Source organism: Nonomuraea diastatica (assembly GCF_004349015.1).
In the GTDB taxonomy this organism is placed as follows: domain Bacteria; phylum Actinomycetota; class Actinomycetes; order Streptosporangiales; family Streptosporangiaceae; genus Nonomuraea; species Nonomuraea diastatica.
In genome coordinates, this window is record NZ_SMKP01000045.1 from 44,479 (window position 1) to 58,781 (window position 14,303).

Genomic DNA, 14,303 nt, shown 5'->3' on the forward strand with positions numbered 1-14,303 from the left:
GACCAGCTCGCCGAAGGCATGCGCTCGTTCCTCACCGAGCGTCGCCAGGCCGAGCCGGCGCCACCGGTTCGCTTGGCCGTGGATGCTGCACTCCCGCACGGTTTGGGTGGCTGGGTCGGCGTCGTGGCCCACACCGTTCGGTTTCGCCCCTCGGCCAAGACGGCTCCTGAGCCCGGTCTGCCGTTTCCGCCGTTCCGGTTGCCGTTGTCAGCTTCTCTAGGGTTTCCACCATGGCGTGGTGTTGCGGAGGCTGCGTTCGACGTTGGTGACGCAGTGGATGTTGCCGCCGACCGTGCCGACGCGGTGGGCGTAATCCCAGTCTTCGATCCAGTGGACACGGACGCCGGACTTCGCGAGCGCCTTTTCGGTGGCCCTGACGAAGGCGTCCTCGCCGCCCAGCCGAGGTCCGTGTTGTGTGGGCGCGAGGTAGGCGCCGGTGCCGGTGCTGATTCCGTTGGCCGCGTTGGGGAGGTAGGCCGCGGTGACGTTGGTGCGCGGGTAGCCCTTGGGTACGGTGATTTCGTAGTACAGGACCGGCACTCGGATGATGTCCTCTTCCGTGATGCCGGCCTGCTCGCGCAGTTGCCGCAGCGCCTTGTCGATGCCGCGGGCCGCGATGCGGGTGCCGCTGACCAGGGCCGGGTGGCGTATCGCCTGGGAGACGGTCATGCCGGGGTGATCAGTCTTCGACGGGGCCACGCCCTCGACCAGGCGCCGGTTCCCCCCGCCGTTGCGGGCGAGGTTCTGCAGGATGGTCATGGCCTGGCGTGGGTCGGCGACGACAGCGGCCCAGCCGCGGCGGTTACGCGTGGGTACGAAGTGCAGGAACTCGTCCAGGTGCCCGACGCCGAGCCAGCTGGTGTCCACGACGATCGGGTCCTGGTAGCCCTGTGCGGCCAGCATGGTGGTGAACGTCGTGTCTGGCGCGAACTTCCCCTCGCCGCCGTACACGATCCGGCCGGCGGGGTAGCCCTGATGCGGCGGGATCGTCCCGAAGTTGCCCATGGAGCTGGTGGAGCCGTAGTAGAGGTTGTCGTCGGGCCGATCGACCCGGTCGGCATCGAACTGCTGGAGGCCGGCCACCCCGGGCCCACGCAGCATGGTGAAGACGGGGCGTGAGGCGTCACGCAGAGGCCGGTCGCGTGCGGGCACCTGAGGCATGACGGCCGGTAACCTGAGGTTCACCACGATGCGGTGCTCTCTGCCGTCCATTCCCGGCATCGAAGCGTAGGCGGGTTTGTACATGTCGCCCATCCATTGATCTCCACCGGCCGGCCAGAGGCGGAACGGCTTGTGCAGTCCCTCGTCATCCAGGGCGCGGCGCAGGTCCCTGCGGTAGGCCCGTGTTCCCGGCACGGGTTTGCGGGAGGCATTGCCTCCTTCGAGCGTTTCGGGCGCGTCGGGATCGGCCACGACGGCCCGTTCCAGCGGGAGGAGATCGTGCTGCAGGAGCACGGGGGCGACGCGCAGCCGAACCCGGTCGGTCCTCGTGGCCCCGGAGCCCGTGACGGTCAGCGTGAGATCGGTGAATCCCGACCAGACGACGGGGTTTCTGACGACATCCCGGGCCTCGATCGCGAGGCGTACGCCACGGCGTAGTTCGGCGGCGGGGATCCGGTCGGCGACGACCCAGCTTCGCTCCCTTTCGACGAAGATCCGGACCTTGTCGCGTGAGCGTGGATCGGCAACCACCGTCGCTTCCCCCTCGGGGGAGACGTTTCGCAGGGCGGGCATCTCCAATCGGGCAAGGTCCGCGAGGTCGGCCGTACCGTTGACCACCTCGTCGGCCGCGTCATGGCAGGCGCCCAGTACCGTGTCCGAAAGGCGTGTTCCGTCCGGGGCGGCGGTGGGGCAGCGGGATGGGTCGTCATCCAGGTTCGGCAACATGATCGCCCCGCGGGCCGGGGTCCAGGTGTCGCGCATGGCGTCGTCGGCGGCCGTCAGGCGGCCGTCGCGGGAACGGCCGGCGCAGCGAGCACGGTGATCGCGGTGAGCGATGCCATGCCGCCACGGAGACGTTGCAGGTGATCAAGCATGAGGACAGCCTCGTGGCGCGTGGCCCGCCGGAAGATCGGCCACTCGGTCGATTTCCCGCCCGGCGACTCGTCCGTATGGCCGGGACGCGACCGTGGGGAACGCCACGGCGGGAATATCGTCTGTCACAGGACGGGAGCGACGCGGGAGGACATCGGGCAGTCGAATGCTTCCTGTCCCTTTTAGATGAAGTTGGCGGCCAGGACAGCTTCCGACCTGCGGAACGACACCTTGGTCCGGACGGTTTCAAGCGGACTTGTTCAGGTCTTTCTGCCGGCGAGAGGAACTCAAACGTCCGGGTAGTCGATCAGCGTGAGAACCGACGATCCTGGTCCTGCGCTCTGTGACCGGTGTGGCACGGTCTTCACTACGGGTCGCAGCCTCGCCCCCGTCCCGATTCCTCTAAGGACCGGAAGCGTCCAGCGTTGATCGCCTGGTTTTCGCGATCTTCTGGACGCTCCCGGTGGCGCTCTGGATGGCGGATGTTGTCTGTTCAAGGAAGTCCATGACGTCCGCGAGCCGCTCCGCGGGGAAGCGGCTCAAGACCTCTTCCATGCCTCGCTCGATCGGCTCGAACGCCGCGTTCAGCGCCTCGTCCAATTCGTGACCACGGACCTTCTCAACGATCACACGGCGACGGTCGGCCGGGTCGGGGACACGGCGGAGTTGACCGGCGCGCTGCAACCGGTCGATGAGCCGGGTGGTGGCGCCTGTCGACAGGCCCGTGCGCTCGGAGAGCTCGCCCGCGCCAAGTGGTCCGTGCAGCTCCACGACGCCCAGGGCGAACAGGTCGGTGGGATGCATGCCCAGCACGCTCGCCGTGATGTTGCCGTGCAGGATCACGGCGGTGAACAGCCCGCGGATCACTCGTTCCTGATGGGCTGCCGGCTCAGGGGGCTCTTGTGGCTGTCTTGACACCATTCCTCCTCTAGGAGCATCATCTGCACAAGAAAGAACCTGCATTATGCAGATGCTTTGTTATGCAGCAAATTCTAGTCCCGAAGTGAAGCCGAGGGAGCCGATGACCAGCAGCCAGGCCGTTCCGCCATCGGACAGAGCATTCGCGCCCGATCTGGCGCGAGGCGCCATGCTGCTGCTGATCGTGCTGTCGAACACGGGCTACTACCTCTGGAAAGAATCCGGCGCCGCCGTTCTGGACCAGTTCGTACGATCCGTCATGGCCGTCGTACTGGACCTACGCGTCTATCCGATGTTCGCCTTCCTCATCGGATACGGCATGGTCCAGATCTACAACCGTCGGCTTGCCGCAGGCTCGGACGAACATGCCGCGATCTCCCTACTGAGACGCCGCGGCCTGTGGATGATCGCCTTCGGTCTGGCCCACGCCGCCCTCCTCATGTCGACCGACGTCCTCGGCACCTGGGGCCTATTCACCCTGCTGCTAGCCGGACTCACCCTACGGCGCAACGACCGCTCCCTACTGATCTGGTGCGGTGTCGGGCTCGGGTACCTCGTGCTGGCGCTGGCCGCGGTCACCGTGGTGCAATTCGCTGTGGGAGGCATCGACCTCGCCGCGGAGGCGGACAGCTCTGTCGCCCTCGCGGCGTCCGGCGAGCCCGGCTACTTTGCCTCCATGTTCACGCGGACCGTGTCCTGGCCCGGGGTCACCGTGGCCACCCTTGTCCTCGGCACCGCCTATCGCGATCCTCCTCGGCATGTGGGCCGCGCGCCACCGCGTGCTGGAAGAGCCCGGCCGGCACCTGATGCTGCTCGGATGTACGGCAGGCGGGGGCATCGCGCTCGGTTGGGCCGGTGGGCTTCCCCTGGCGCTCGCGGAAGCCCCGAACGCCGTCCTCGTCTGGGTTCACTCGATGACCGGCCTGCCATGCGGGGTGGGTTACGCGGCGGCGTTCGGCCTGCTCGCACACGTGATGTCCGGACGACGCAAGGGGCCCTTGGCTGCGGTGGCAGCGGTGGGCAAGAGGTCGCTGTCGTGCTACCTCGCCCATTCGGTGATCTTCGCCCCGATCCTCGCTGCCTGGGGCCTCGGCCTCGGCGCGTACCTCACCTCGGCGACCATGGCGCTGTTCGCGTTCGGCGTCTGGCTGATCACCGTCATGTGGGCATATGCGCTGGAGCGTGGCGGCAGACGAGGCCCCGCGGAGGTCGCCCTCCGCCACCTGATCTACCGGCCCAACGCAAAACGCAAACCCCGATCCGCACTCTCCGGAAGGCACCAAAGTCGCGTGGAGCGTCCTATCCCCTGATAGGCATCGCGAAGGCCGCGGTCGCCTCGCTCCCTTGTGGCTGCAGGCCGGTGACGCCGAGTGACGGGCATGGCGGGCGACGGTCCCAAGGCGCACCGGCCGACTCCGCAAGGACGCTCAGAGTCGACCGACTCGCCATAACAGCCTAGGTCGCCGCTTTGAACCAGTCTGTGGTGCGTTGGCGTTGTTCCAGCAGGACTCATAACCCACGTGCCCGCCGACCACCACAATCCTGGGAAGTTCCGCTGCCTCTGCAGAACCCGCGCCAGCGATGCCCCTCGAACCGCACCGCACCCGCCTCATCAAGCGAGATGCGACGCAGCCTTGTCGCCCTCAGCGACGTACCGGACCTCGAACTCCCCGTCCCGGGGAGGCATGTCCATCCCGCCGGCCAGTGCGCGCAGAGCGGTCATGGCTGAGCATTCTGCACCACCAAGATCGGAGCCGAAAGCGGAATCCGACAACTCAACCTGAACACCCGCCGTGAGCCGGCCACCCGCGACCAGGGCCGGCCGCTGTGTCCGAACTGCCTGATAACCGACCCGGCGAACCTGGACCTGGTCAGTGCGCTCGGTGCCTCATCAACCAGCGCCTCAACGAGCTGCTGGGACCATCCAATGCCCTCCACCCTGGCCTCGAAGCCCTCCGGCACAACATCGCCACCACCGAGCACCCCATCACCGCCAGGCTGAACGGCGAGGAGCATGACCAGGTGCGCGATGACTTCGAGCGCCTGGCAGAACTGCTGGAAGCCCACTTCGCCTACGAAGAGGAACAGGTCGTGGCAGCACTCAACGCTTGGTGACGCCGGCGTCGTAAAGCTCGGTGATCTCGGCGAGCAGCCGCTCATGCGCCACGTCGGCCGGGACGACGCCGGTCAGGACGTAGGCGGCGAGCCCTTCGGCCAGAGCCACCAGGGCCAGGGCCGAGCCGTAGGCGTCCACGCCGGCGGGGATGCGGCCGGCCCGCTGGTCCTTGCGGATGAGGTCGGCCATCTGGCGGTGGAAGTCGGCGTACAGGGCGCGCAGCCGGGCCGCGATGCTCTCCTCGGCGAAGCCCAGGGCGTGGAAGGACTGACGTACGCGCATGTGGGCTTCGGTGGCGGCGTCGTAGGGGATGAGCTCGGCCAGGACGGTGGTGAGCACCAGGCGTGGATCGGCGGCCTCCAGATCGGAGCCGGCCTTGGCCCGGATGCGAACGCTGGCCAGCTCGTTGCCGCGCTCGAAGGCGGCCTCGATGAGCCGGCGTTTGGCCGGGAAGTAGTGTTGCACGCGGCCGGGTGAGATGCCGGCCTGGGCGGCCACCGTGGTCAGCGACACGGACGCCAGGCCGCGTTCGGCCACGATGGCGAGCACAGCGTCGGCGATCTCGTTGCGCCGCTGCTCGTGATGCGCCCCTGGCCCGCGAACACGCCTGTCTGCCACCCAGCCACCCTTCCCCATGTGCTCACACTGGATTGCCTGATCAGTGTAGCCGCGCGTGGGACACGATGCGAGGAGCTTCACGCGCCACGCCGGCTCCCGCCTCGCAGCGCCGCCATGGCACATCCGACGCCGCCGCAGGAGAGCACCGCTGTCACCGCGATCGCCGCGCCCCACCCGCCGGCCTCTACCACCCACGCGTACAGCGGTGGCCCGAGAAGCGTGCCCAGGCTGCCCGCCTGCGTCACCGCCCCGGCCCCCAGAGAGAGCCGGCCGCCCGCGACCAAGGGAAGCGCGGCGAACACCGCCGACACGGCCAAGCCGTTGATCCCCAGCACCGCGCCGGCGTACACCGTCGCCGCCACCGATGGCGTCAAGAACACCCCCGCGCTCAATGGCGCCATGAGCAGGGCGGCGGCGATCAGCCTGCCCGGCCGCACACGCGCCCGCAGTGCACCTCCGGCCGCCAGGCTGCCCAGCACGCTGACCCCCGACACCAGCCCCGCCGCCAGGCTCGCCCGGGACGCGGACCACCCCGGCCCGGCCGCCAGATACGCCGGAAGGAAGGTGACGACACTGACCCCGACCAGGGCGATCATTGCAAATCCGGCCGCCAGAAGGGCCACCGCCCACTGCTTGTTCACCGTGCCGGTGCGACCGTCCTCCTCCTGCCTGTGGTACCGGTCCCGTGGCAGCGCGCCCGCCAGTGCCGCCGCCACCAGAGCGAGTGCGCCCACGGCCGTGGCGTTGGCGCGCCAGCCGGCCGCTCCCACGATGGCCCCCAGCACGGCGGCCAGCGCCAGCCCGGCCGGAATGCACAGCCCCCATGACGCCAGAGCGGCCCGTCGCGCACGGCCCTGGAGCAGGCGGGCCAGCAGGCCCGGCCCCGCGACCACCACCACGGCGTATCCTGCGGCCTGAACCAGCCGCAACAGGAACAACTGCGCCACCCCCTGGACGACTACGGCCCCCAGCCCGGTCATCCCCAACGCCACCAGAGCCGCCACGAACATGCCGCGAAGCCGACGGCGATCCATCCAGACGCCCAGAGGCAGACAGCCGAGCCCGGCCACCAGGGTGATGGCCGACGACAGCCAGCCCACCGTTGTGAGGGGCAGAGCGAACTCCTCACCCATCATGGTGAGAAACGGAACGAACTCCCCTAAGGTCGCGCTGGCCGCAACGCCCGACGCCAGCACGGTGGCCGTGATACGAAAACTCATCCGGACACACGCCTCCCACAGATCGGGAAGACGCGACCGGAGAAAACCGGCCCGACCCTCAAGCCCCGGATGGGGCGACGTCTCGCATGAGGACCTTCGACAGCCCGGCGGGAGAGCCGCCGACCATCGCGCACCATCCTATGCGCACTCTCTTTCCGATATGTGCGCATCGGATTGTATGCTGATTCGGATAGAGCGATGTGATCCCATTGATTTGAGTGGGAGGTGATGAGGTGAGGGCCGTCCTGGCGCTCGTCTGCGCGGCACAGTTCATGGTGGTGCTCGACGTGTCGGTGGTGAACGTCGCGCTGCCGTCCATCCAGGACGCGCTCGCCTTCGACCCCCCGGATCTGGCCTGGGTCGGCAACGCCTACGCCCTGGTCTTCGGCGGCTTCCTGCTGCTCGGCGGTCGCCTGGCCGACCTGTACGGGCGCCGGCGGGTCTTCGCCGCCGGCCTCGCCCTGTTCACCGCCGCCAGCCTGATGGGCGGCCTGTCCACCTCCGGCGGCACGCTGATCGCAGCCCGAGCCGCCCAAGGGCTCGGAGCCGCCGTCCTCGCCCCGGTCACCCTCACGATCGTCACCACGACGTTCCCGGAGGGACCGCTGCGTACCCGCGCCATCGCGGTATGGACCGCGGTGAGCCTGGCGGGCGGCGCCGCGGGCAGTCTCATCGGCGGCGCGCTGACGGAGTACCTGTCCTGGCGATCGATTCTTCTGGTCAACGTCCCGATCGGGCTGGTCTGCCTGGCCGCGATCCGCTTCCTCGGTCCCGATGCGGCACGGCGAGGCGGACAGCGGGTGGACCTCCTCGGCGCGGCACTGGCCACGAGCGGGACGGTCGCGCTGGCCTACGGGCTCGGCGGCCCGCCCGCCTTCACCCTTGCCGGAGTGATCCTGGCAGGGCTGTTCGTCGTGGTCGAAACGCGCCTGGCCCGCGCGCCACTGATCCCGCCGCGACTGGTCCGGCCGCGGGCGATCTGGCTGGGCAACCTGGCGATGCTGCTGGCCGGCGCCTGCCTCAACCCGATGTGGTATTTCCTGACCTTGTCCATGCAGCGCGTGCTCGACTACGGCCCGCTGCAGACCGGCCTCGCCTTCCTCCCGCACACGCTGCTCACCATGCTGGTCGGCCTGTACCTGACACCGTGGCTGATGCGCCGCGCCAATGATCGCGTTCTCGTCGTCGCCGGAGCCCTGATCGGAGTAGCCGGGTTCCTCTGGCAGGCCGCCATCGCCCCCGGCGACTCCTACCTGACGGCCATCCTCGGCCCGGCCATCCTGATCTCACTCGGCGGCGGCCTGCTGAACACCCCCCTCACTGTCACTGTCACCTCCGGCGTCGACTCTGCCGACGCCGGCGCGGCCTCAGGGCTGATGAACACCGCCAAACAGGTCGGCGGCGGGCTGGGCCTGGCCGCCGTGATCGCCCTGACGGGCGAGCCGTCCGGCGGGCGTGAGGCCACGGCGCAGGCGCTGGCGGCCGGTTACGGCCAGGCGTTCGCGCTCATCGCGGTGGTGATGGCCGTCGTCGCCGTACTCGCCGGCGCCCTTCCTGCGCGGCGGGACAACGCAGTTACCGATGCCGACGAGGCGGCCGACGGGCAGCGCGTGAACTGACCGCCCCGAGTTCTGGACTCATGGGGGTTGAGCTGCCTGCGCGAGTGTCGGGTGAGGGCCGCCAACGTGAACCGTCTCGTTTCGAGGTCATGGCTGGTCGTCGCACGGGGTGTCGAGCGCGGTGGTGGAGTGCTTGAGCAGCTCGACGAGCTGGCGGCATCCCATGCGCCGACGGTGCGCCGGTTACGAAAAGCACATCGCCGCCGTGCGGGCCGCTTGGCGGCCGGATCCGGTGCAGTTCGAGGGACGCTTCTACCGGCGCCACCAATCCGCTCCTGGCCTCCAACCCGCACCTGAAGCTCCACCTTCGCCATCGCGGCTACCTCATGCTCCAGGTCACCCCGAGCACCGGCACGAGCATCGGGGACCGTCCATGTGCTGCGCGATGCCGCCACGCTTGTTTCAGGAGACCGTCCCAGCCGGCGCGGCACTGTTGGCCGAGGCTACTCAGGCGCCAGCCAACAAGTAGCGCTCGATGAGGATGGCTGCCCTCCTGACAGCTCGATGTTTTTCGCAGGTGGCACAAATCCTCATAGGCTTCCCCCATCCGTGTTGCCTTGTGATCCTTCCGGCGATAACGTGGCAAACGTGACTGCCGGGTCGGCCATGGGCCATAAGCGAGTGGGGCACCCGGCCACGGCGTGAGCGCCAGGCGGGCGCGAGGCCCGCCATTTCTTCTGAAATTCTGTGTAACGCATCGCGGCAACCCCGCACGTCCGCGCCGCTCGCAGCGTCGCAAGCGGGCACTCTGCCATGTCGCTGTGCCGCGTGCCTCCATCATTCTTCAACCGCTGGCCACTCGGCCATGTGGTCGATTCGCCGTGCCCGTGAATGCTTCACGAGCTGACCACACCAACCAGAAAGCCAAGAATGCCGCTCGATTTCAACCACCACATCATTCAGGAATTCCGCGCCAACCAGGGAAGAGTAGGCGGTCCTTTCGAGGGAGCGCGGCTCCTGCTGCTCACCACCACCGGCGCACACTCAGGGGCCCGCCACACGGTGCCACTCGGCTACCTGCACGAAGGCGGAGGCCGCCTGATCGTCATCGCCTCAGCCGGCGGCGCGGCCCACCATCCCGCCTGGTACCACAACCTCCGGGCCGACCCGCGCGTCACGGTGGAGACCGGCGTCTTCACCATCGAGGCCGAGGCGATCGTCCTACAAGGCGAGGAACGCGACCAGATCTTCGCCCGCGCGGTGGAAGCCGACCCTGGCTGGGCCGACTACGAGAGCAAGTCCGGCCGCGTCCTGCCCGTCGTCGCCCTGAGACCGCTCTCCGGCTCCTTCCCCGACCTGCCCGAAGGCGACGTGCTCAAGGCGATCCACGACGCCTTCCGGCGCGAGCTGGCGCTGATCCGCACCGAGGCGACCGCCTCAGGGCCACGTCTCGGCGCACAACTGCGCATCAACTGCCTGACCGTCTGCGGCGGGCTCCACCACCATCACTCCACCGAAAGCGACCAGCTGTTCCCGTACCTGCGCGACCGCCACCCCGAGCTCGATAACGTGCTGGACCGGCTGCACGCCGAGCACACCACGCTCGCCCGCCTGCTCGACGACCTGCAGGCGCTGCTCTCCGGCGAACCCGCCGACCTGCCGGCCGAGCTCGACCGGCTCATCACCGAGATCGAAGCCCACCTCAGCTACGAGGAGCGACACCTCATCCCCCTGCTCAACGCCCTGCCACCCCGAAGTGAGGATCACCTGAACGTCACCCGCCTCCCCACCACCCCCGACGATTGCGCCTCCGTGGCGGCCGAGATGCGGGCCCTGGCGGTCCACACTCCGCCGCTGCCCGCCGACGCCGACCTGACTCCCGCACTGGTGCACACCGGCGGCATCCCGGGACGCTGGGTCAACGCCACCACCAGTTCGGCGCGCCAGGCCGGCGTCACGCTGTACGTGCACGGAGGCGGCTTCGAACACACCCAGCCCCAGCTGGAACCGCTCATGGCCTACAGCCTGTCCCGAGCCACCCGCCGCCCGGTCTTCAAGACCGAACAGCGCCTGGCCCCGGCTCACCCCTACCCCGCGGCTCTCGACGACGTCACGACCGTCTACCGCAGCCTGCTGGATCAGGACATCCCCGCGAACCGCATCATCCTGTCCGGCGAGTCATCGGGCGCCACGCTCGTGCTGTCGGCGCTGCTGGCCCTCAGGCAAGCCGGTACCCCGCTGCCCGGCGCGGCCGTCGCGGTCTCGCCACTCACCGACCTGACCCTGTCGAGCCCGTCCCTGGATGCCAACGACGGCCAGGACGTAGTCAGCCGGTCGGTGGTCGAACACATCGTCACCCAGTATCTCGCCGGCGCCCCGGCCGGCCGCGCACCTCAGTCTCCCCTCCACGGTGACCTGCACGGCCTGCCCCCGCTGCTGCTCGTGGCCGGCACCAGCGAGGTCCTGCTGGACGACAGCCGCCGTTTCGCCGCTGCCGCCGCGTCCGCTGGGGTGGATGTCACCCTTGACATGTACGAGGACATGCCGCACGCCTTCCATGCGGTCGTCATGTCAGACAATCCTCTGCCCATCGCGGCGACCTTCCTGCGCCGCGTCTCCGACTGGGTCGACAGCGCGCCATCGCGCCCCTAGATGGGGTTTTGGCGGTGGCAACGACGGAACCACCTGTGGCTGACTACCGGCCTGCCGGCTGGCCACGCGATCAGCTGGCGTGAACTCCGGCGTGAGGTCACGTGCGAGAAGACAGCGATTTCCCTCCCGCCTCGGTGCCCGGGGGATGAGCTGGTAGGCGAACCACGCATCCACGCTGCCGCCCGTGTGGCCGCCGAGGGCTGGCACACGACCTACCACGCCACTGAGTCCGCCATCACCATAGGCCTCCAAGGCCTGGACGCCCAAGAACTCAACCAGCTCCGTGACGCCCAGCCCGCCGAGCCGGGATCACCTGGGGAGCAACTCGCGCCGGTGCTACGAGTCGGAGACCGCCGTGCGGCCCAGGCTCGCCAAGCCCGCCGCCGCAGGACAACGGAAGCAGGCGCGCGGACCGTCGCGCGTACAGTCTCCGGCGATGCCGGGCCGTAGTAGCTCCAGGCCGCCGAGGCCCAGCGGGACGATCTCGTAGTCGGTTACACCTCGATGTCGATCATTCATCATGAGACAGTCATATCTCATAGCGAGTCCGATGCATTCTCCCGGCGAGGCCCCTGATCCAGAGCCTGGCGACGGTCAGGTTCTGGTGGACGTCGAAGCGGCGAGCGTGCTGTTCGCGGAGACCCAGGTGCGGGCCGGACGCTCACCGGCCGGGTTCCCGCTGCCTGCCCCGCCGTACGTGCCCGGCAACGGCGTCGGCGGGGTGATCGGCGTGGTCGGCCCGCACGTCGACCCGGCCCTGCTGGGTCGGCAGGTGATCGCCCAGACGGGCGGCTCTGGGGGTTATGCGGACAAGGCGGTGGTCGCCGCCGCCCGCGCCGTAGTGGAACGTTTCCCGTCTGCCGGGACCCGCGCTTTCGCGGGTTGGCGATCGTGCTCGCGCGGCGTGGCTGACGTGGGCTGGCGTCGGCGAGGGCTGCTTGCTCACCCTGGCCCCGAACCGAGGCTAGCGACGGACCGGATACCGCAGGTGCAGGGCACGTCGGCCCTGGATGACGATCGGGTCGTCGAGCAGGAGGTGCCCACCCTCGATCTTGGAGAAGTACGGGATACCCTCGCCGAACAGCACCGGTACGAGGCTGACGCACACCTCGTCGACCAGGCCGAGATCGAGTGCCTGCTGCGTCACGTTCGCGCTGGCGATCGTGACGTTCTGGTCGCCGGCGATCTGTTTCGCCCGATTGATCGCCGCCTCGACTCCGTCGACGAACGTCGTGGTTGGCCACTTCTCGGTAGCATCCGCCGGCGGGCGGTGTGTGACCACGACGACGGGTGCACCGGCCGGGTGCTTGTCGTTCCAGCCACCGGCGATGTCGAACAAGCGGCGGCCGGCGATGAGCGCGCCGGTGTTCTCGGTCAGGTCTCGCCATGCCTCCGCACCCGCGTCATCGACCTTGACCGAGATATCCTCGTTGGGGTTCGGCACGACCACATCTCCGGCCTCATACCAGTCGAACAGCTCGCCGACCTGGTCATCCGGTTGTGCGATGTATCCATCCAGCGACATCGTCATGTGGCTGAAGATCTTGCCCATGGTAGCTCTCCTCTGGCTATCGCTAGGCCCGGTGGTTTCCGGACCGTCATACGGGGGTCTTGGCGGTAGACCGATTCGAACAGCAGAACTCATCGCTCCCAGTCTGTCCCAAATGATCTTCTTTGATCGCAACGTGCTGACCAGGCACCAGGTCCGCGGCCACCTCACGCTGAGGAAACCGCGGATGCCGGTAGCCGGCCAGCCCCTTCCCATTCGCCAGCAGCACCGGATCAATCGCCCCCACCCTGCGAAATATCCACCCTGCCAGCTCACACGCCCGCGCCGTCGCGGCGAACGCCTCAGCATCGTCCGGGCCGATCCGCGCCTCCGGCCTCACATCGACCACCACGGCGCCGCCGTCCGCGAGCCGGGCGAACAGGTCCGGGACATGCCCGCGTCGCCCTCGCCTACCCGGCCAGAACGACCGGAACGGCTGGGCCGCCAGTGCTGTCACCGACGGGTCGAAGTCCAGCAGCATCGCGTGATGACGCTCCAAATGCGACTCACACGACAGTTGCCCACCCATCGTCGCCCACCAGTAATTCCGGGTCACCGACCCCTGCCCCTGGTAAGAACGGATCTTGCGGACCGCAGGGAACCGCTCGAACCGCTCCGTCCAGCACAACGCCAGCGGGACCCTGCAACCTACAAGCCCCTCATCGACACAGAGAACCTCGAAATCGCCTTGCTTCAGCTCCTCGACGTTCACCCGCCCACCTGCGTGCTCCTGAGCCTCCACCCCGCACGGCACGCGAACAATCACCCACGTCACTGCATGAACATGACTGCGGTGGTCTGTCAGTGCCAGCGCGCAAACGCTGGCGCGGCGAATCGAGACGCTGGATCCGGCGGCGGCCGCCGCGGCGCGGGAGGGCGCCGATGGGGCGCGTCGCCTGCGGTCGGCGGGCGGCGATCCGCCGAGCATCGAGGGCTTGCTGCAGCAGGTGCAGATCGACCACACGCCGGTCGATCTGGAGGTGGTCGATGAGCGGCATCGGTTGCCGATCGGCCGCCCGTATGTCACCGCGGCGATCGACGTGGCCAGCCGCTGCGTGGTCACGCTGGAGGCGCCCTCGGCGCTGTCGGCGGGGCTGTGCCTGGCGCACACGGTGTGCGACAAGCGGCCGTGGCTGGAGCGGCTCGGGGTGGAGGCGGTGTGGCCTGGCCGATGAGCGGCAAGCCGCACGAGATCTACGTGGACAAAGCCGCCGAGTTCCGCAGCGAGGCGCTGCGCCGGGGCTGCTCGCAGCATGGGATCACGCTGGCGTACCGGCCGAAGGGGATGCCGCACTTCGGCGGCATCATCGAGCGGCTGATCGGCACGATGATGCAGATGGGTTCCCCGGCTAGGGCTCTCAATTGGCTCGACTCTGTCGGGGATCGTCTCGGACGGTCGAGGTCAGCCGCTGGCGGCTCGCCAGGACTTCACCCGGGGACCCCCGTCGATCGGGGAGACCTGGAAGGCGATCGCCGCCTGTCACGGTGTGTCCCGCACCGCCGTGGCAGTCCTGGTGGCTCTGTTCCAGGCCAGCAGGACCGGCACTCCCGCGACCAGCCCGGCGGCGCCGGCGATCGCCAGGCCGTGCTCCGGTCCGGCCGCTTCGACGAGGAGGCCGCCGGCCAGGATGCCCAGC

At 68.8% G+C, this 14,303-nt stretch carries 11 protein-coding genes and 1 pseudogene; 6 read left to right on the plus strand and 6 right to left on the minus strand.

What is annotated here, in order from left to right; translation table 11 throughout:
- Nucleotides 1–216: 216 nt before the first annotated feature.
- Both E1294_RS17870 and E1294_RS17875 read right to left on the minus strand, forming a co-directional pair.
- Complete coding sequence (locus E1294_RS17870) at nt 217–1,923, minus strand: protein-arginine deiminase family protein (RefSeq protein WP_132509652.1); 1,707 nt, start codon at nt 1,921–1,923, stop codon at nt 217–219.
- Between the two features lie 513 nt (nt 1,924–2,436).
- Complete coding sequence (locus E1294_RS17875; RefSeq protein ID WP_246083086.1) at nt 2,437–2,877, minus strand: MarR family winged helix-turn-helix transcriptional regulator; 441 nt, start codon at nt 2,875–2,877, stop codon at nt 2,437–2,439.
- 797 nt (nt 2,878–3,674) lie between these two features.
- Here E1294_RS17875 and E1294_RS55865 point away from each other — a divergent pair.
- Nucleotides 3,675–4,262: a DUF418 domain-containing protein gene (locus tag E1294_RS55865; protein ID WP_246083087.1), complete on the plus strand. Its 588-nt coding sequence runs from the start codon at nt 3,675–3,677 to the stop codon at nt 4,260–4,262.
- A 517-nt stretch (nt 4,263–4,779) separates the two neighbouring features.
- The gene (locus E1294_RS54590) at nt 4,780–5,067 is read left to right on the plus strand and encodes a hypothetical protein (RefSeq protein WP_220447800.1); all 288 of its coding nucleotides are present in this window, start codon (nt 4,780–4,782) and stop codon (nt 5,065–5,067) included.
- On the opposite strand, the gene E1294_RS17890 is transcribed toward E1294_RS54590, so the two are convergent.
- Together E1294_RS17890 and E1294_RS17895 are read right to left on the minus strand one after the other, a co-directional pair.
- Complete coding sequence (locus tag E1294_RS17890) at nt 5,054–5,686, minus strand: TetR/AcrR family transcriptional regulator (protein WP_246083088.1); 633 nt, start codon at nt 5,684–5,686, stop codon at nt 5,054–5,056. The two genes, E1294_RS54590 and E1294_RS17890, sit on opposite strands and share 14 nt — an antisense overlap.
- Nucleotides 5,687–5,763: 77 nt before the next feature.
- Entirely contained in the window at nt 5,764–6,906 is a 1,143-nt protein-coding gene (locus E1294_RS17895; protein WP_132509654.1) for an MFS transporter, read from the minus strand.
- Between the two features lie 233 nt (nt 6,907–7,139).
- Here E1294_RS17895 and E1294_RS17900 point away from each other — a divergent pair, with 233 nt between their 5' ends.
- The 3 genes and pseudogenes from E1294_RS17900 to E1294_RS58090 form a co-directional block, all read left to right on the plus strand.
- Nucleotides 7,140–8,525, plus strand: coding sequence for an MFS transporter (locus E1294_RS17900; protein ID WP_281284448.1), 1,386 nt, complete (start codon nt 7,140–7,142; stop codon nt 8,523–8,525).
- Nucleotides 8,526–9,395: 870 nt separating this feature from the next.
- Nucleotides 9,396–11,117: a nitroreductase/quinone reductase family protein gene (locus E1294_RS55870; protein WP_246083089.1), complete on the plus strand. Its 1,722-nt coding sequence runs from the start codon at nt 9,396–9,398 to the stop codon at nt 11,115–11,117.
- Nucleotides 11,118–11,667: 550 nt separating this feature from the next.
- Nucleotides 11,668–11,940 (plus strand): annotated as a pseudogene (locus E1294_RS58090) (alcohol dehydrogenase catalytic domain-containing protein); the annotation flags it as partial.
- Between the two features lie 141 nt (nt 11,941–12,081).
- On the opposite strand, the gene E1294_RS17915 reads toward E1294_RS58090, so the two are convergent.
- Both E1294_RS17915 and E1294_RS17920 read right to left on the minus strand, forming a co-directional pair.
- Nucleotides 12,082–12,762 carry a dihydrofolate reductase family protein gene (locus E1294_RS17915; RefSeq protein ID WP_220447801.1) on the minus strand — a complete coding sequence of 227 codons (681 nt, stop codon included), beginning with the start codon at nt 12,760–12,762 and terminating at the stop codon, nt 12,082–12,084.
- Complete coding sequence (locus E1294_RS17920) at nt 12,716–13,378, minus strand: TnsA-like heteromeric transposase endonuclease subunit (protein ID WP_165977349.1); 663 nt, start codon at nt 13,376–13,378, stop codon at nt 12,716–12,718. Before E1294_RS17920 ends, E1294_RS17915 begins: the two co-directional genes overlap by 47 nt.
- Before the next feature lie 223 nt (nt 13,379–13,601).
- On the opposite strand from E1294_RS17920, the gene E1294_RS58095 reads away from it, so the two are divergent.
- Nucleotides 13,602–13,841 (plus strand): hypothetical protein, encoded by a 240-nt coding sequence (locus E1294_RS58095; protein ID WP_220447802.1) that lies wholly within the window; start codon nt 13,602–13,604, stop codon nt 13,839–13,841.
- Nucleotides 13,842–14,303: the final 462 nt, after the last annotated feature.